The organism is Pseudactinotalea sp. HY158, from assembly GCF_009660225.1.
In the GTDB taxonomy this organism is placed as follows: Bacteria; Actinomycetota; Actinomycetes; order Actinomycetales; family Beutenbergiaceae; genus HY158.
The window spans coordinates 2,324,842-2,341,609 of record NZ_CP045920.1 but is presented as its reverse complement, the minus strand read 5'-3'; the positions used below and the strand labels follow the sequence as shown (position 1 = coordinate 2,341,609).

The following is a 16,768-nucleotide window of genomic DNA, read 5'->3' as shown; positions in this document are numbered from 1 at the left end:
CGGCGGATGTCGGTGGTCGGGCATAGCCTCCCAGGTATCGCGCTCGGAGAGGGCGCAATGGCCTGAACAGACCAGTTCCATACCCGCAGCGGCGACCCGGACGGGGCGCCCGAATGAGAAAGAGGCACCGTTATGGCTGCTCCCAAGGCAGATCGCGAGAAGGCACTCGAGGCCGCCCTCGGCCAGATCGACCGCCAGTTCGGCAAGGGCTCGATCATGCGCCTGGGCGACGACACCCGCCCCCGCGTCGCGGTGATCCCCACCGGGTCGATCGCCCTCGACGTCGCCCTCGGCACCGGCGGCCTCCCCCGAGGCCGGGTCGTCGAGATCTACGGTCCGGAGTCCTCCGGTAAGACCACCGTGGCGCTGCACGCCGTCGCCAACGCCCAACGGGCCGGCGGGATCGCGGCCTTCATCGACGCCGAGCACGCACTCGATCCGGAGTACGCCAAGAAGCTCGGCGTCGACACCGATGCGCTCCTCGTCTCCCAGCCCGACACGGGGGAACAGGCCCTCGAGATCATGGACATGCTCATCCGTTCCGGGGCGCTCGACGTCGTGGTGATCGACTCGGTCGCCGCGCTCGTGCCCAAGGCCGAGATCGAGGGGGAGATGGGCGATTCCCACGTCGGTCTCCAGGCCCGGCTCATGTCGCAGGCGCTGCGCAAGATCACCGGCGCACTCTCGGCCTCGGGCACCACGGCGATCTTCATCAACCAGCTCCGTGAGAAGATCGGCGTCTTCTTCGGCAGCCCGGAGACCACCACGGGCGGCAAGGCCCTCAAGTTCTACGCCTCGGTCCGCATCGACGTGCGCCGGATCGAGACCCTCAAGGACGGCACGAACGCGGTCGGCAACCGCACCCGCGCGAAGATCGTGAAGAACAAGATGGCGCCGCCGTTCAAGCAGGCCGAGTTCGACATCGTCTACGGGCTGGGGATCTCCCGCGAGGGCGGACTCATCGACCTCGGCGTCGAGAACGGCATCGTTCGCAAGTCCGGATCCTGGTACACCTACGAGGGCGATCAGCTCGGCCAGGGCAAGGAGAACGCCAGGAACTTCCTGCGCGACAACCCCGACCTCGCGATCGAGATCGAGGAGAAGATCAAGGCCAAGCTCGGTATCGGTGCCGCCGCGGACACGGCCGCGGAGAACGAGGTCGCCCCGGTACCCGTCGACTTCTGATGGCGGGCACAGACCCGGCTGCGGACGATCCGACCTCAGCCGCGGACGACCCGCCCCCGGCCGGGGACCTGCCGCGGGATCCGGCGAGCGCCGAGGCGACCGCCGACACGATCGCGCAGCTGCGCACGATGCTCGCCGACCACGCGGCCGCCGCCTCCAGCGACCTGTGGCAGGCCTCCGAGCCCGCCGCCGGCACAGGTGAGGCGGCGGCGTCGCCCGAGCCGGCATCGCCGGGATCGGAACCCGCACCCGAGTCGGTACCCGCCGGCCGGCCGGCACCCGCCGGCGGGCCGGTGCCCACTGGCCGGTCGGCACCCGATCCCGCCGGCGAGCCGGCTGCGGAGGAGGAGCGTGAACGCGCCCGCGAGATCGCCCTTCAGCAGCTGTCCTTCTCGGCGCGCTCCCGCCACCAGCTGGCCCAGGCCATGACCGCCCGAGACGTCCCGGAGCCGATCGTGACCGAGCTGCTCGACCGCTTCGAGCAGGTCGGACTCATCGACGACGCCGAGTACGCGGCGATGCTCGTGCGCACCCGGTACCGGGAGCGCGGCCTCGCGCGCCCCGCCCTCGCGCAGGAACTACGCCGCAAGGGGATCACCGGCCCACCGGCCGACGCCGCGCTCGACCAGATCGATTCCGGCGACGAGCGCGCCGCCGCGCGCGACCTGATCGCCCGGCGGATCCGCTCGATGGGCGAGGTCGAGCCGGCCAAGCGCCGGCAACGGCTCTATGCGCTGCTCGCCCGGCGCGGCTACGCCGCGGCCGTGGCGGTCTCCGTCGTCGACGAGGCACTGGCCGCCGAGGGGCTCAACCGCTACTGAGCCCGGTCTGCTCTGCTGGTCACGGGCAGGTCACGGGCAGGCCACGGGCAGGCCACGGGCAGACCAGGGGCAGGCCACGGGCAGAGCATGGGCAGAGCACGGGCAGGGTACGCGTAGACCACGGATAGACCACAGGGGCCCGGATCGCATCGGCGATCCGGGCCCCTGTGGCCTGTGGTCGGTGCCGACCTGGCGGCGCACCGACCTGGCGGGGTCAGCCCTTGACGGAGCCGGACATGAGTCCGCCGACGAAGTACTTTCCGAGCAGGATGTAGACCACGAGGGTCGGCAGCGAGGCGAGGAGTGCGCCCGCCATGGATGCGCCGTAGTCCTGGAGCTGTGCGCCGTTGGCGAGGTTGTTCAGGGCGAGGGTGACGGGCCCATTCGCGGCGGTCGAGAAGAACACCGCGAAGAGGAAGTCGTTCCAGGCGGAGGTGAACTGCCAGATGAGCACGACCACGAAGCTCGGGATCGAGATCGGGAGCACGACCGAGGCGTAGGTACGGAACATGCCCGCGCCGTCCACGCGTGCCGCCTCGATGAGTTCGTTCGGAACGGACTCGTAGTAGTTGCGGAAGATGAGCGTGCAGATCGGGATGCCGTAGACGATGTGCAGCAGCAGCAGGGAGGGCACGCCCGAGGGCACGTTGAGCCCGAGGAGGAGCTGGTTGAGCGGGATGATCACGGCCTGGTAGGGGATGAACATCCCGAACAGGATGAGCGTGAACACGATGTTCGCGCCGCGGAAGCGCCAGCGGCTCAGCACGAAGCCGTTGAGCGATCCGAGGAAGGCCGCGACGATCGCCTGCGGGATGACGAACTGGACGCTGCGCCACATCGAGGGGGAGAGGGTGTCCCACGCCTTGGCCCAGTTCTCGAGGGTCCAGTTCTGGGGCAGGGTCCACGCATTCGTGGCGGTGGCCTCGACGCCGCTCTTGAAGCTGGTCACGAGGAGCACGTAGACGGGGATGAGCACGAGGACGAGCCCGAAGTAGAGCGCCAGGTATCGCAGCGTGCGGGCGGGGCGGAAGCGGGAGGTCGACGTGGTGCGCAGGGGCATGGTCGCGGTGGTCATCGGGCGCCCTCCTCTTTGCTCGTGTAGATCAGGTAGGGCACGACGAGGATCGCGACGATGACCAGCAGGATGCCGCCGACCGCCGCCGCGTTGGCGAAGTCGTAGTTCGACTTGAAGATGTACATGTCGACTGCGGGGACCTTGGTCTGGTAGTTCGAGGCCTTCGAGATCGCCATGATCAGGTCGAAGGACTTGAGCGACATGTGTCCGATGATGATGAGGGCCGAGAGGGCCACCGGCGTCAGCTGCGGGAACACGACGTGGCGGTAGACCTGCCACTCGCTGGCGCCGTCCATGCGTCCGGCCTCGCGCAGCTCGTCGGGGACGCCGCGGAAACCGGCGAGGAAGAGCGCCATGACGTAGCCCGAGAGCTGCCAGACGGCGGGCAGGGCGATCGCCGCCACGCCCCACGAGATGTTGTTCCACCAGGGGTTCTGGAGGAAGTCGAGGCCGACCATCTGGAAGAGCCGGTTGAGGCCGCTGGCGTGCTCGCCCTGGTTGGAGTTGAGGAGCCAGCGCCACACGACACCGGAGGCGATGAAGGAGACGGCCATCGGGAACAGGTAGATCGAGCGGAAGACGCCCTCACCCTTGGTCGGGCGCTCGAGCAGCCAGGCCCACAGGAAGCCGATGACCATCGTGCCCACGAGGAAGACGACCGTGAACACCACGAGGTTGCGCAGCGAGTGCTGGAAGTCGGGATCGGCGAACAGGTCGAGATAGTTGCGGAACCCGACCCAGCTCACCGGCTTGCCGCCGGCCGCCTGCGCGGAGGTGTGGTTGTCCGTGAAGGACGTATTGAAGTTGATCGCTATGAAGCCGTAGACGAAGACTCCGAGCAGCAGGATCGATGGGGCGAGCATCAGCAACGGAGGCCCCAGTCGTTTCAGGCGGTTCACGTGACTCCTTTTCGTGCCTGATTGTGGACGGCGGCGGTGCGTCGGGCGGTCCGGTCCGGATCCGGTGTGGTCCGGACCGGACCCTCCCGTGCGCGATCGGTGGCCGCTTCCGGCCACGGACCGCAGCGGGCGGGTGCCCCGTCCTGGAGCACCCGCCCGGTGTGCGTCGTGCGAGGGGTCAGCCGTTGACGGCTGCTCCGAGCTCGCTCTGGAAGGTGGCCAGGTCGGAGCCACCGGCGGTGAACTTGCTCACCGCGTCGGTCACGCCGTTGAGGACCGCGACCGGAGCGGCCGCGCCGTGCGCGAGCGAGGGAACGATCGTGTCGTTCGCGTAGGACTCGATGGCGGTCTGCTGGTACTCGGAGAACTCCGAGGGGTCCGCGTCGGTCCGGGCCGGGATCGAACCCTTGGCCTTGTTGAACGCGACCTGGCCCTCGAGCGAACCGATCGTCTCGAGCCAGGCCTTCGCGCCCTCGGCGTGCTTGGCGCCCACGGGCAGGGTGAAGGAGTCGGCGAGGAAGCCGAACTGCTCGTCCGAACCCGGGACCGGGAAGTCGACGAAGCCGGTGCCGCGCTCGATGTCGTTCTCCTCGAACAGGGCCACGGCCCAGTCGCCCATGACGTTGTAGCCGGCGACGCCGTCGATGACCTTCTGGGTGGCGTCGGGCCAGTCCAGACCGTCACGGTCGGTGTTCGTGAAGCCGATGAGCGTCTCGAAGTGCTCGAGCGCGCCGGTCACCTCGGCGCTCGCCCAGTCGGTCGAACCGTTCCACAGGCCGTTGTAGCCCTCGGCGCCGAGATCGGCCATGAGCACGGTCTCGAGCAGGTTGACCTGGGTCCAGGGCGCCGCGACCGACAGGGCGGTCGCGCCGGAGTCGGCGACCTTCTGCAGGTCCGCGATCCACGCGTCGATGTCCTCCGGCACCGCGGCCGGGTCGACACCGGCGGCCTCGAGCACCTCGGGGTTGGCCCACACGACGTTCGAGCGGTGGATGTTCGAGGGCACCGAGTAGATCTTGCCGTCGACGGTGAGCAGGTCGAGCAGGTCCTGGGGGAAGACCTCGTTCAGGCCGAACTCGTCGTACAGGCCCGAGACGTCTTCGAGCTGGCCCGCGTCGATGTAGTCCTGCAGCTCCATGCCCGCGTGGGCCTGGAACGTGTCCGGCGGGTCGCCGGCCTGCAGCCGGGTCTGCAGGAGGTCCTTCGCCGCCGAACCGGCGCCGCCGGCGACCGCGCCGTTGATGAACTCGGTGTCGGGGTGCTGCTCGGCGAAGACCGCCTCGAGCGCCTGCAGGCCGGTCAGTTCCGAACCGGCCGCCCACCAGGTGAAGACCTCGACCTTGCTGGCCGAGTTGTCGCCACCGGCGTCGGCGTTGTCGCCGTCGTCGCTACCGCCGCCGCAGGCGGTGAGCACGAGTCCGGCTGCCGCGAGCGCAGCGACCGCTGAGATGCGTCGCATCTGGTCACTCCTTTGTGTAGGGGGAGGGGAGTTAGAGGACATCGTATGCTTCCGCACCGTCGTCCTGACCCACACAAGTCCACAAATACTCAGAAAACAACAAATGTACTCAAACTGTGATCTGGAGCTGGGGGCCGTGCGGGTGTGCCCGATGGGGGGAATCGGGGCCAGGTTGCGCGGATCGAGCGGCGGCGTCGATGTGTGAGCCACACGGTACGGCCCCTTGATAACGTTGTCAACGCGTGTGAGGCCCCTCACTCCGGGAGCGTGTCGCGCGCGGCTTGTACGATCGGTTCCCGTGACCTCTCCAGCAGCCCCGCCGCTCGACTCCCCGGCCGCTCTCCCCGCCGAGGGGGCGGGTGACCGCGGCCGGCCCCGCACCTACCTCGTGCGCACCCTCGGGTGTCAGATGAACGAGCACGACTCGGAGCGGATGGCGGGGCTGCTCACCGACGCCGGCTATGTCGAGGCCCCGACCGCGGGTGCGGGCTCGCTCCTCGGCGAGGTCGACGGCGCCGACGTCGTCGTGATCAACACCTGTGCGGTGCGCGAGAACGCCTCCGACCGGCTCTACGGCAACCTGGGACAGCTCGCCTCCATCAAGAAGCGCCGGCCGGGCTTCCAGATCGCCGTCGGTGGCTGCCTCGCGCAGCAGGATCGGGCCGGGATCGTCGAGCGCGCACCCTACGTCGACGTCGTCTTCGGCACCCACAACATCGACGTCCTGCCGGTGCTGCTCGAACGGGCCCGGCACAACGAGGAGGCCCAGGTCGAGATCGAGGAGGCGCTCAAGACCTTCCCCTCCACGCTGCCCACGAAACGCGACAGCGCCTTCTCGGCCTGGGTCTCCATCTCCGTCGGCTGCAACAACACGTGCGCCTTCTGCATCGTGCCGCACCTGCGTGGCAAGGAGCGCGACCGCCGGCCCGGTGACGTGCTCGCCGAGGTCGGGGCGGTGGTCGCCGAGGGGGCCATCGAGGTCACCCTGCTCGGCCAGAACGTCAACTCCTACGGCGTCGGCTTCGGCGACCGCGGGGCGTTCGCGAAGCTGCTGCGCGCGTGCGGCCGCATCGAGCACCTCGAGCGGCTCCGCTTCACCTCCCCGCACCCGGCGGCGTTCACGGACGACGTGATCGAGGCGATGGCCGAGACCCCGGCCGTCATGCCGACCCTGCACATGCCCCTGCAGTCCGGTTCCGACCGGGTGCTGCGGGCGATGCGCCGGTCGTACCGCTCGGCCAAGTTTCTCGGCATCCTCGACCGCGTCCGCGCCCGCATCCCGGACGCCGCCATCACCACCGACCTGATCGTCGGGTTCCCGGGCGAGACCGAGGAGGACTTCCAGGCCACCCTCGAGGTGGTCGAGCGGTCTCGGTTCTCCTCCGCCTTCACCTTCCAGTACTCCCCGCGCCCCGGCACGCCGGCCGCGACGATGCCCGATCAGGTGCCCGCGGACGTCGTCGCCGACCGCTACCGCCGGCTGCTCGCCCTGCAGGAGCGCATCTCGGGCGAGGAGAACGCGGCCCAGGTGGGCCGCACGGTCGAGGTCCTGCTCGCCGATTCGGACGGCCGCAAGGACGCGGCGACCGCGCGCGTGTCCGGTCGCGCCCCCGACAACCGGCTCGTGCACGTGGGGCTTCCCCCCGACGTCGCCGCCCTCCCCGCCGACCGTCGCCCCCGCCCCGGGGACCTCGTCACCGCCACGATCACCCACGCGGCCCCCCACCACCTCATCGCGGACTCCGGCCCGGCCGGAGGGACGTTCGCGCTGCGGCGCACCCGTGCGGGCGACGCGTGGGAGCGGGCCCGCCACGCCGTCGCGGCCGCACAGGCGGAACCCGCGGGGCCGCGTCCCGTCGGGCTCGGGATGCCCGCCCTCCCGCCGGCCCGGTGACGGCCCGTGATGGACCCGGTGATGGCCCGGTGATGGGCCGGGCGGGAGCCCCCGCGATCCGGCCGGCCGGAGGCGTCGTCGCGATCGTCGGCCCGACGGCGACGGGCAAGTCCGACCTCGCGCTCGATCTGGCCGAGTCGCTCGACGGCGAGATCGTCAACGCGGATGCGATGCAGCTCTACCGGGGGATGGACATCGGCACGGCCAAGGTGCCGGCCTCCGAGCGTCGGGGCATCGCCCACCACCAGCTCGACGTGCTCGAGGTGACCGACGAGGCGAGCGTGGCCGCGTATCAGCGGCATGCCCGCGCGGACCTGGGCAGGATCGCGGCCGCCGGGCGGCGAGCGATCGTCGTCGGCGGCAGCGGGCTCTACGTGCGGGCGCTGCTCGACCGCATCTCCTTTCCCGGCACCGACGAGGCCGTGCGCGCCGGCATCCAGGCCCGCGCCGACGAGCTCGGTCCGGGCCTGCTCCACGACGAGCTGGCCCGGGCGGACCCGGCCGCCGCCGAGCGGATCGACCGTGCCAACACCCGCCGCATCGTGCGGGCGCTCGAGGTGATCGAGCTGACCGGGGAGCCCTTCTCGGCCCGGCTGCCGACGTATACGTACGAGATCGAGGCGGTTCAGCTCGGCATCGCCGTGCCCGCCGTCGACCTCGAGGATGCGATCGGGCGGCGCACGCGGGCGATGTTCGCCGCCGGCCTGGTCGAGGAGACCGAGGAGCTGCTCGCCCGCGGCCTGGCCGGCGGACCCACCGCGGCGAGGGCGGTCGGATACGCCCAGGCGATCGGCGTCGTCCGCGGCGAACTCGGGGTCGAGGAGGCGCGCGACCAGGTCGCCCTCGCCACCCGGCAACTGGCGCGCCGCCAGCTCAAGTGGTTCCGGCGGGACCCGCGCGTGACCTGGCTCGAACCCGGTTCGGACCTGGCCCGCCGAGCGCATAGGCTCTGCCCATGAGCACCGATCCCACCCTCATCGACGAGACCGGCCCCGCGCCCGCGCGGGCCCCGATGATCGACCTGACGAAGGCCCACGGCGCCGCCCGGGCCTATCTCGTGCACTGCGACCGCGACGGAACCGGCGAGCTGAGTGCCGCCTCGGTGCGGGCCGTGACCGATCCGGTGCGCGGGATCGGCGCCACGGGCATCATCCGGCTCGTGCTCAGCTCCGTGCTCGGGAAGTCCGGCCCGGCCTGGTTCGTCTCGGCCATCTCCCCGAGCGGGGGGCCCGCCGTCGTCTCGACCGGCGTGCTGCGCGTCGCGGCCGCCTACCTGCACACCAGCGGTGAGGTGAGTGCGGGGGAGGGCGACACGATCGCCCTGCTCTCGGACGCCGGCCGCCACTACGTCACCTACCGGGACGGTCAGTACGGGATCACCGTCGGCGCCTGGCGCGGCCTCGGCGGCACCAAGACCCTCGACGAGGGCTTCAACGCCACCGTCGCCGTCAGCGGCCTCGACGAGCCGCGGCCCGGTCTCCAACTCGACGTGGGCGCCACCCACACGATCGTCGCCCTCGAGTCCGCCGACGAGCTCGCCGGCCTGGATCTGAGCGCACCCACCCGCGTCGAGCCCGCCACGGACGGCACCGGCAGCCTCGCGTTCGTGGTCCCGCTCGGCGAGCGCGACGTCGAGGTGATCGGCGCCGGCGGCGCGGTGACCGGCTCCGAGCGGATCGGGGCGGCGCAGGTCCGGCTCGCCACCGCCGACGGCGCGGAGCTGCTCGGCGACGACTACGCCGCCGCGGCGGCCACGGTCGCCGTGCGCCACTGGCTCGGTGCGGAGGCGGCTGCCGAGTGGGTCGTGCTCACCCCCGGCGGGTCCCAGCGCGTCATCGTGCACCCGTCGCGGTCGGTCGAGGTGGCCGAGGAGATCGTCTTCCCCGCCACGATCGCATGGAAGGCCCAGCCGGCTCAACCGGTCCAGCAGGCCTGAACGGGTCCGATCGGGCCGACGTCCCGTGCCCGCCCGGCCCCCGCTCGCCGGAGGGTGCCCGGATCGGGACGGTTCAGGTGCGCGCCGGGCGCACCCGCAACACCCGGAAGCCCTTGTGGCTGGCGACCCGCGCGACCGTCACCGGCAGCTCCTGCTCGAGCCAGCGGTGCAGCGAGTCCGAGCCGAGGTTCTTGTTCACCACGAGGTAGGCCTCGCCGGCGGGCGCGAGCCGGGGCAGCCACGTGCGCATCATCTCGTGCAGGACCGCCTTGCCCACCCGGATCGGCGGGTTCGACCAGAGCACGTCGATCGGGGCGGGGCCGGCGAACTCCTCGGGCGCGCGGGCCTCGACCGCGAGTCCGTTGCGGTGGGCGTTCGCCTCCGTCAACGCCCGTGCAGCGGGATTGACGTCGATCCCCACGACCCGCAGCCCCGGCGCGGCATCGGCCATCGCCAGCGCGATCGGCCCCCACCCGCAGCCCAGGTCCACACCGAGGCCGCTCGCCGGCGGGTCCGGGACCTCGCGGAGGAGGACCGCCGTGCCGGGGTCCAGTCGGCCCCCCGAGAACACCCCCGCCGCGGTGCCGGCCGTCATCGGGCGCCCCCGCAGGACCACCCGCACCTCGCGTTCACGCGACCGGGCGGGGGGCTCTGAGCTGAAGTAGTGCGACACGCAGAACAGGATAGGCCCGCGCGGGCGCGCGCTCGCAGCGAAATCACCTTGGCCCGCGACCTGGAGCGTGCGAGAGTGGAGAACACCACTCCACCCCACTCGAAGGATGATATGCCCGCACCTGGTCACGACCGTGGCACCACCGCCCGTGCCGACCACTCCGGCAGCCCGGCACCGGTGAGCGACCACCAGCGCGCCGAGGATCTGGTCGCCCGGATCCTCGCCCGGTCCGGAACGGCCCTGCAGGAGCGGGCGGCCGAGCACACCGACTACGACGGCGACCAGTTCGACGTCGAGGAACGCGCGGCCCTCCGCCGGATCGGCGGGCTCTCGACCGAGCTCGAGGACGTCACCGAGGTCGAGAACAGGCAGCTGCGGCTCGAGCGGGTCGTCCTCGCCGGGATCTACACCTCCGGCCGGACCGAGGCCGCCGAGGTCTCGCTCCGGGAGCTCGCCGCGCTCGCCGAGACCGCGGGCTCGACCGTGCGGGGCGGGGTGCTGCAGCGGCGCCCGCATCCGGACCCGGCCACCTATCTCGGCTCGGGCAAGTCCCGGGAACTCGCCGACATCGTGCGCGAGACGGGGGCGGACACCGTGATCGTCGACTCCGAGCTGGCTCCCTCCCAGCGGCGCGCGCTCGAGGACGTGGTCCGGGTCAAGGTGATCGACCGGACCGCCCTCATCCTCGACATCTTCGCCCAGCACGCCAAGTCCCGAGAGGGCAAGGCCCAGGTCGAGCTCGCCCAGCTCGAGTACCTGCTGCCGCGGCTGCGCGGCTGGGGCGAATCGATGTCGCGGCAGGCGGGCGGCCGCGCGGCCGGCGGCGAGGGGATCGGCTCCCGCGGCCCCGGTGAGACGAAGATCGAGCTCGATCGCCGACGGATCCGCTCGCGGATGTCCAAGTTGCGCCACGAGATCGCCGCGATGGCCCCGGCCCGGGAGACCCAGCGTCAGCACCGGCGCGCGGGCGCCGTGCCCTCGGCGGCGATCGTCGGCTACACGAACGCGGGAAAGTCCTCCCTGCTCAACCGCCTCACCGGCGCCGGGGTGCTCGTGGAGAACGCGCTGTTCGCGACCCTCGATCCGACGGTGCGCCGCTCGCGCACTCCCGACGGGCGCGAGTACACGCTCGCCGACACCGTCGGCTTCGTGCGGAGCCTGCCCACCGAACTGGTCGAGGCGTTCCGATCGACGCTCGAGGAGGTCGGCCTCTCCGACGTCGTCGTGCACGTGGTCGACGCGGCGCACCCGGACCCGGAGGGCCAGATCGTCTCCGTCCGGGACGTGCTGCGCGACATCCCCGGGACCGCCGACCTGCCGGAGCTCGTGGTGCTCAACAAGGCCGACCTCGCCGAACCGGAGACCCTGGCCCGACTGCGCACCGCCGAGCCCGGGGCGATCATCGTCTCCGCGGCCACGGGCGCCGGGATCGAGGAGCTGCGCGAGCGGATCGCCGCGGACCTCCCGCGGCCGCGGATCGAGGTCGACCTCGTCGTGCCCTACGACCGGGGCGACCTCGTGCACCGGGCGTACACGACCGGGGAGGTGCTCAGCGAGCTGCACGACGCCGAGGGCACCCACCTCGTCGCCCGGGTCGACGAGGCGCTGGCGACCGATCTGCGGAAGGCGACCCAGGCGTCGTCCTGACGCCTGCGGGCCGCCCCGGCGACGCGGCTAGACGCTCGCCGGGGGGCGTTCGCCCGAACCCCGTTCGATGAGACGCACGGGCAGCGTGACGTTCTCCGGCGGCCGCGAGTCGCCCGCGATCCGATCGAAGAGCAGCTCGGCCGCACGGCGCCCCATCCCGCTCGCATCCTGCGCCACGACGGTCACGGGCGGGTCGAGAACGTCGGCCAGCTCGAAGTCGTCGAACCCGACGAGTGCGAGTCGCTGCAGGATCCGCCGGCCCGTGCGGAGCGCGGCATGGGTGAGCCGGTTGTTGCCCGTGATGAGCGCCGTGGGAGCCGGATCGAGGTCGAGCAACCGGGCCAGCACGGCGTCGACCTCCGCCACGTTCGGGGTGCCGAGGTGGATGAGGCGCTCGTCGACGCCGGCGCCTGCGGCCTCGAGGGCGGCGCGGTAGCCGGAGGCGCGCTCCCGCGCGGTGTACAGGGACGGGTTGTCGCCGAGGTAGGCGATCCGCCGGTGGCCGTGGGCGAGGAGGTGCTCGGTGGCCAGGCGGGTGCCGCCCGCGTTGTCGGCGAGCACCGTGTCGGCCTCGAGCCCGCGCACCGGCCGGTCGATGAACACGAGCGGGGCGCCCATGCGCAGCTCGGTCGCCAACCCCTCCGACTCGATGCCCTCGGTCGGGGTGAGGAGCTGTCCCTCGACCTGGCGGCCGTTGAAGGTGTTGACGAGCCCGACGGCGCGGGCGGGATCCCCCTCGGAGGAGGCCGCGACGAGGAAGACCTCGCGTGCCGCGGCGACCTCCTCCGCGGCACGGGTGACCACCGAGTAGAACGGGTCGGAGACGTCCTCCATGACGAACGAGATCGTGTTCGTGGAGCCCTGGCGCAGCTGGCGCGCGAACTCGTTGCGGCGATACCCGACGGCATCGATCGCGGCGGTCACGCGCGCTAGCATGTCGTCACTGACGTAGGGATCACCGTTGACTACCCGGGAGACCGTCTTGTGGCTCACGCCCGCGAATGCAGCGACATCGTGCATCGTGGGCCGCGACGTGCCCCGTCGACGTGAGTGGGAGGGCCCGGCAGTCGTCATGGCGGACGATCCTTTCTGGTGTGCTCCGACCGGAGCCAGGTGGCGAGATGGCCGGAATCAAGCGATTGACATCGTTAACAGGACATCCTAACGCTCTTGGGCCCCCGGCGGGGACGATCCGTGGACGCACGTTCGCGCCGACCGCGAACCTGGGAGGATGGGCGGGTGAGTGGCGCAGACGTGGACGAGGTGCTCGACTCCGTCGTCTCGGCGATGGCCGGATCCCGGCGGGAGGGCCAGCACGAGATGGCCCGGGCGGTCTCGGCCGCCGTCGCCGGGGGCGGCCGGCTGCTCGTACAGGCGGGCACCGGCACCGGGAAGTCCATCGCCTACCTGCTGCCGACGCTGCTGCACACGATCCGGACCGGGGAGCGGGCCGTCGTGTCCACGGCGACCCTGGCGCTCCAACGACAGATCGTCGGGGTCGACCTCCCGCGGCTCGAGCCGGTCGTCACCGCCGCGGCCGGCCGCGCACCCGAGGTGGCGCTCCTCAAGGGATGGCACAACTACCTGTGCAAGCACAAGCTCGCCGGCGGCTACCCCGATGAGGAGGAGGCGCTGTTCTCGAGCGAGGGCCTGCGGGCGGAGGACCATGCGCCGCCCGCCGGGGAGTCGGACCCGGGCGAGGGCGGCCGGGAGCGGAGCGGCCTCGCCGCCCAGGTGCTCCGGCTGCGCGACTGGGCCGCCACGAGCGAGACCGGGGATCGCGACGACCTGCCCGCGGGCGTGAGCGACCGGGCCTGGCGGCAGGTCTCGATCAGCGCGCTCGAGTGCCTCGGTCAGAAGTGCCCACTCCTCGACGAGTGCTTCCCCGAGGCGGCGCGCAGGCGATCGCGGGAGGCCGACGTCGTGATCACGAACCACGCCATGCTCGGGGTCGCGGCCTCGGGCTCCCCGCGCGCCCTGCCGGAGCACGATGTGCTCATCATCGACGAGGCGCACGAACTGCCGTCCCGGGTCACCTCCCAGGCGACGGTCGAGCTCTCCGGAGCGGCGGTCGAGCGGGTCGCCCGGCTCGCGCGCCGACACGCGGGCCTGGCGACGACCGCCCTCGACGAGGGGGCCGCGGCCCTGCGGGAGGCGCTGGCCCACGCGCAGCCGGGCCGATGGCCCCGCGGGCTGCCGATCGAGGTGAACGCGGCGGCCCGCGCGATCGACGCCGGCACCCGCGAGGTGCTCACCGCGTTGCGGGAGAGTCGCGGCGCGGGGAAGGGCGACCAGGGTGGCACGCTCATGGCCCGCTCCGCCCTCGTCGAACTCGCCGAGGTGACCGACCGACTCCTGTCGGACTCGATCGCCGAGAACCGTGATGTGGTCTGGTGCGAGGCGCCCCGACAGGCCGGCGAGGCTCCCCGGATCATGGTCGCCCCGCTCGAGGTCGCGGGGCGGATCGCGGGGGAGCTGCTCGGGGAGAAGGCGGTCGTGTGCACCTCCGCCACTCTCACCCTCGGCGGGCGGTTCGAGCCGGTGGCCGCCATGATCGGCCTCGCCGGCGACTACGAGGGAATCGAGGTCGCCTCGCCGTTCGACTACCGCGCCCAGGGCATCGTCTACGTGGCCAAGCACCTGCCGCCACCGGGGCGAGAGGGCCCGAGCGACCAGCTCCTCGACGAGGTGGCCGAGCTGATCACGGCGGCCGGCGGGCGCACGCTCGGCCTGTTCTCCTCGCGCCGGGCCGCCGAGGCCGTGGCCGAGGTCATGCGCGAACGGCTCGAGGTGCCGATCCTCGTCCAGGGCGAGGACTCCATCGGCTCGCTCGTGCGTCGATTCATCGAGGACGACGCCAGTTGCCTCTTCGGCACGCTCACCCTGTGGCAGGGGGTCGACGTGCCGGGGGACACGTGCCGACTCGTGCTCATGGACCGCATCCCGTTCCCGCGGCCGGACGACCCGGTCATGTCGGCGCGTTCCGACGCCGTCAAGGCCCGCGGCGGCAACGGCTTCATGCAGGTGGCGGCCGCGCACGCAGCCCTCCTGCTCGCCCAGGGGGCCGGTCGGCTCATCCGGGGGGTGGGTGACCGCGGCGTCGTGGCGGTCCTGGACCCGCGGCTCGCGACCGCCCGCTACGGCAGCTTCCTCGCGGCGTCCCTGCCTCCGCTGTGGCCCACGACCGACCCTGCGCTCGTGCGGGCCGCCCTCACCCGGCTGCGCGAGGGCTCCTGAGCCTCGTCCCCGCGCCCCAGCAGGAGCGGGGGGGCCGGCGCGAAGAAACGGGCGGCTAGAGTGCGCGCAGAACCGCGACGACGCGCCCGAGGATGACCGCGTGGGTGCCGTCGATGGGGGAGTAGTTCGGGTTCGCCGGGTGGAGCCAGCGGCCGTCGTCCGCGTGCCGCAGCGTCTTGACCGTGGCCTCGCCGTCGATCATGGCGGCGACGATCTCGCCGTTCTCGGCCACGGACTGTGACCGGACCACGACCCAGTCGTCCTCGCAGATGGCGGCCTCGATCATCGAGTCGCCCACCACCTTGAGAAGGAAGAGTTCGCCGTCGCCGACGAGCTGCTTCGGCAGGGGGAAGACGTCGTCGATGGCCTGCTCGGCCAGGATCGGCCCGCCCGCCGCGATTCGTCCCACGACCGGCACGAAGGAGGGCTCGACCGTCACGGCGCCCTCGTTCGTGGCGAAGGTCGGCGCGCCCTCGGTCGAGGGGGCGTCCGCCGCGTCCGTGCCGACGGAACCGTCGGGATCGATGAGCTCGATCGCCCGGGTCGCGATCGGGTCGCGTCGGAGGAGACCCTTCTCCTCGAGCACCTGGAGCTGATACTTGACGGACGACGGGCTGGCGAGTCCCACGGCCTCGCCGATCTCGCGCATCGTGGGCGGGTAGCCGCGTTCGCTCAGGGAGTCGCGGATGCACGCCATGATCCGCGCCTGCCGTTCGGTCAGATCGGCGGCGGGGCGCCCGGTCTCGGCGGTGGGGCTCATGGACTCTCCTTCGTTCCGTTCCGGCCGGGGGCCCGGGACCGGGGCGTGGCCACGCCGCGAACCTCCCGGCGCCGGAGATCCGAACGGGTCGATCGGATGTCGGTGGTCGGTGCTCAGCTTGGTCGTGATGTTGATCAGCCTACGGCCGCAGACACCGGTTCGCCAAACATATGTTCGAACCGCGTGTCGACATCGGCCGGGCTTCCTGTTATCTTCGTACAAGCGTACGACGAACGGACGTTCGAGAGGAACGACGATGAGTGTTCTAGCTTCAACGAAGCCCCACCGTGCCGGCCGCCCACTCCCCGCCGCAGTCCCGCAGCGGGGACCCCGCCCGACCGACCCCGCGCGCCGCTCCCGCCGGGCCCACATGGTGCTCCTGCCCGAATGGAGCGAATCGCCGGAGCGGGCCGAGGACCGTGCTCCCGGCCGCGGGAGCGGAGCGGGCGATGTCGCCGCCCGGCTCCCGATCCGGTCGCTCCCGCATCGTTCCACCACCGTCCCCGCGACCGCACCCGTGACCACCCCGCTCCCGACCCGGGCGCCCGTCGAGCCTCGACGTGAGGCCGCCCCGGCCGTTCGGACCGGGCTCCACCAGCACGTGGGAGAGGCGCTCTCGCTCGTGGTCTCCCGGCCCGTCGGCCGCATCGTCAACCGGCCGGTCGGCCGGATCGAGCCGACGCCGACGCTTACGCGGGCTCCGGCGCGGGTGCCCTCGTCTGCGCCGCGGTCGCTGTCACATGCGGCAGCCACGCACTCGGTAGCCACGCACTCGGTAGCCACGCACTCCGTCGCGGCGAGCCCCGCGCGCCGGCGGAGCTTCTCCCAGCTGACCGTCCGCGGCCAGCGGGTCCTGGTCGGCGCCGGGTTCGCCCTGGCGGTCGGACTCGGATCGCTCGTGGGTGGCCTCGTGCAGTCCGGCGGAGACGTGCCCGCGGCGACCGACGTCGTCACGGTCGAGTCCGGCGAGAGTCTCTGGCAGATCGCCGGCGCCGTGGCCGAGCCGGGCGCGGACCTGCGGCCGCTCATGGAGGAGATCCGCGCGCTCAACTCCCTCGACGGTTCCGCCCTCACCGGCGGCCAGAGCCTCCTCGTCCCCGTGGCGGCGGGCTGAGCATGCCACCGCGGCCACGTGCACCGGCGGGGCGGAGCCCGACGTGCACCGGGGGCGGAGCCCGACGT

General features: G+C 72.1%; 14 protein-coding genes. 8 read left to right on the top strand and 6 right to left on the bottom strand.

Going from position 1 to position 16,768, the window contains the following annotated elements; translation table 11 throughout:
- The first annotated feature begins 132 nt into the window (after positions 1-132).
- Both recA and GCE65_RS16630 read left to right on the top strand, forming a co-directional pair.
- On the top strand, positions 133-1,185 hold the full coding sequence (gene recA / locus GCE65_RS10330; protein ID WP_152818352.1) for a recombinase RecA: 1,053 nt from the start codon (positions 133-135) through the stop codon (positions 1,183-1,185).
- Positions 1,185-2,006 (top strand): RecX family transcriptional regulator, encoded by an 822-nt coding sequence (locus GCE65_RS16630; protein WP_228759895.1) that lies wholly within the window; start codon positions 1,185-1,187, stop codon positions 2,004-2,006. The genes recA and GCE65_RS16630 overlap by 1 nt, the downstream gene beginning before the upstream one ends.
- Before the next feature lie 214 nt (positions 2,007-2,220).
- Here the strand turns inward: GCE65_RS16630 and GCE65_RS10320 are convergent, their stop codons facing one another.
- The 3 genes from GCE65_RS10320 to GCE65_RS10310 form a co-directional block, all read right to left on the bottom strand.
- A complete protein-coding gene (locus tag GCE65_RS10320) occupies positions 2,221-3,081 on the bottom strand; it encodes a carbohydrate ABC transporter permease (RefSeq protein ID WP_152818351.1) in 861 nt (286 codons plus the stop codon).
- Positions 3,078-3,944, bottom strand: a complete 867-nt coding sequence (locus GCE65_RS10315; RefSeq protein WP_152818460.1) for a carbohydrate ABC transporter permease — start codon at positions 3,942-3,944, stop codon at positions 3,078-3,080. The genes GCE65_RS10320 and GCE65_RS10315 overlap by 4 nt, the downstream gene beginning before the upstream one ends.
- Before the next feature lie 214 nt (positions 3,945-4,158).
- Positions 4,159-5,439 (bottom strand): ABC transporter substrate-binding protein, encoded by a 1,281-nt coding sequence (locus tag GCE65_RS10310; protein ID WP_152818350.1) that lies wholly within the window; start codon positions 5,437-5,439, stop codon positions 4,159-4,161.
- 298 nt (positions 5,440-5,737) lie between these two features.
- Between GCE65_RS10310 and miaB the strand changes: the two genes are divergently transcribed.
- The 3 genes from miaB to GCE65_RS10295 are packed head-to-tail and all read left to right on the top strand — an operon-like array spanning position 5,738 to position 9,269.
- On the top strand, positions 5,738-7,333 hold the full coding sequence (miaB, locus tag GCE65_RS10305; protein ID WP_153878327.1) for a tRNA (N6-isopentenyl adenosine(37)-C2)-methylthiotransferase MiaB: 1,596 nt from the start codon (positions 5,738-5,740) through the stop codon (positions 7,331-7,333).
- A gap of 32 nt (positions 7,334-7,365) precedes the next feature.
- Positions 7,366-8,292 carry a tRNA (adenosine(37)-N6)-dimethylallyltransferase MiaA gene (gene miaA, locus GCE65_RS10300; RefSeq protein ID WP_152818348.1) on the top strand — a complete coding sequence of 309 codons (927 nt, stop codon included), beginning with the start codon at positions 7,366-7,368 and terminating at the stop codon, positions 8,290-8,292.
- Entirely contained in the window at positions 8,289-9,269 is a 981-nt protein-coding gene (locus tag GCE65_RS10295; RefSeq protein ID WP_153878326.1) for a hypothetical protein, read from the top strand. The genes miaA and GCE65_RS10295 overlap by 4 nt, the downstream gene beginning before the upstream one ends.
- Before the next feature lie 73 nt (positions 9,270-9,342).
- Here the strand turns inward: GCE65_RS10295 and GCE65_RS10290 are convergent, their stop codons facing one another.
- A complete protein-coding gene (locus GCE65_RS10290) occupies positions 9,343-9,942 on the bottom strand; it encodes a class I SAM-dependent methyltransferase (RefSeq protein ID WP_228759894.1) in 600 nt (199 codons plus the stop codon).
- A 111-nt stretch (positions 9,943-10,053) separates the two neighbouring features.
- Between GCE65_RS10290 and hflX the strand changes: the two genes are divergently transcribed.
- Positions 10,054-11,589 (top strand): GTPase HflX, encoded by a 1,536-nt coding sequence (gene hflX, locus GCE65_RS10285; RefSeq protein ID WP_153878325.1) that lies wholly within the window; start codon positions 10,054-10,056, stop codon positions 11,587-11,589.
- A gap of 27 nt (positions 11,590-11,616) precedes the next feature.
- Here hflX and GCE65_RS10280 read toward each other — a convergent pair whose 3' ends face one another.
- Positions 11,617-12,609: a LacI family DNA-binding transcriptional regulator gene (locus GCE65_RS10280; RefSeq protein WP_152818458.1), complete on the bottom strand. Its 993-nt coding sequence runs from the start codon at positions 12,607-12,609 to the stop codon at positions 11,617-11,619.
- 219 nt (positions 12,610-12,828) lie between these two features.
- On the opposite strand from GCE65_RS10280, the gene GCE65_RS10275 reads away from it, so the two are divergent.
- Positions 12,829-14,826, top strand: coding sequence for an ATP-dependent DNA helicase (locus tag GCE65_RS10275; RefSeq protein ID WP_370460106.1), 1,998 nt, complete (start codon positions 12,829-12,831; stop codon positions 14,824-14,826).
- Between the two features lie 55 nt (positions 14,827-14,881).
- Here GCE65_RS10275 and lexA read toward each other — a convergent pair whose 3' ends face one another.
- Positions 14,882-15,586: a transcriptional repressor LexA gene (lexA, locus tag GCE65_RS10270; RefSeq protein ID WP_152818344.1), complete on the bottom strand. Its 705-nt coding sequence runs from the start codon at positions 15,584-15,586 to the stop codon at positions 14,882-14,884.
- Positions 15,587-16,103: 517 nt separating this feature from the next.
- Here lexA and GCE65_RS16280 point away from each other — a divergent pair.
- The gene (locus GCE65_RS16280; RefSeq protein WP_194164961.1) at positions 16,104-16,700 is read left to right on the top strand and encodes a LysM peptidoglycan-binding domain-containing protein; all 597 of its coding nucleotides are present in this window, start codon (positions 16,104-16,106) and stop codon (positions 16,698-16,700) included.
- The last annotated feature ends 68 nt before the right edge of the window (positions 16,701-16,768 follow it).

Bases quoted from the DNA above. Each gene is read 5' to 3' on its own strand.
- lexA (WP_152818344.1), bottom strand. From the start codon at position 15,586: ATGAGCCCCACCGCCGAGACCGGGCGCCCCGCCGCCGATCTGACCGAA.
- GCE65_RS16630 (WP_228759895.1), top strand. From the start codon at position 1,185: ATGGCGGGCACAGACCCGGCTGCGGACGATCCGACCTCAGCCGCGGAC.
- GCE65_RS10315 (WP_152818460.1), bottom strand. From the start codon at position 3,944: ATGCTCGCCCCATCGATCCTGCTGCTCGGAGTCTTCGTCTACGGCTTC.
- recA (WP_152818352.1), top strand. From the start codon at position 133: ATGGCTGCTCCCAAGGCAGATCGCGAGAAGGCACTCGAGGCCGCCCTC.
- GCE65_RS10310 (WP_152818350.1), bottom strand. From the start codon at position 5,439: ATGCGACGCATCTCAGCGGTCGCTGCGCTCGCGGCAGCCGGACTCGTG.
- miaA (WP_152818348.1), top strand. From the start codon at position 7,366: ATGGGCCGGGCGGGAGCCCCCGCGATCCGGCCGGCCGGAGGCGTCGTC.
- GCE65_RS10280 (WP_152818458.1), bottom strand. From the start codon at position 12,609: ATGCACGATGTCGCTGCATTCGCGGGCGTGAGCCACAAGACGGTCTCC.
- GCE65_RS10295 (WP_153878326.1), top strand. From the start codon at position 8,289: ATGAGCACCGATCCCACCCTCATCGACGAGACCGGCCCCGCGCCCGCG.
- GCE65_RS10320 (WP_152818351.1), bottom strand. From the start codon at position 3,081: ATGACCACCGCGACCATGCCCCTGCGCACCACGTCGACCTCCCGCTTC.
- hflX (WP_153878325.1), top strand. From the start codon at position 10,054: ATGCCCGCACCTGGTCACGACCGTGGCACCACCGCCCGTGCCGACCAC.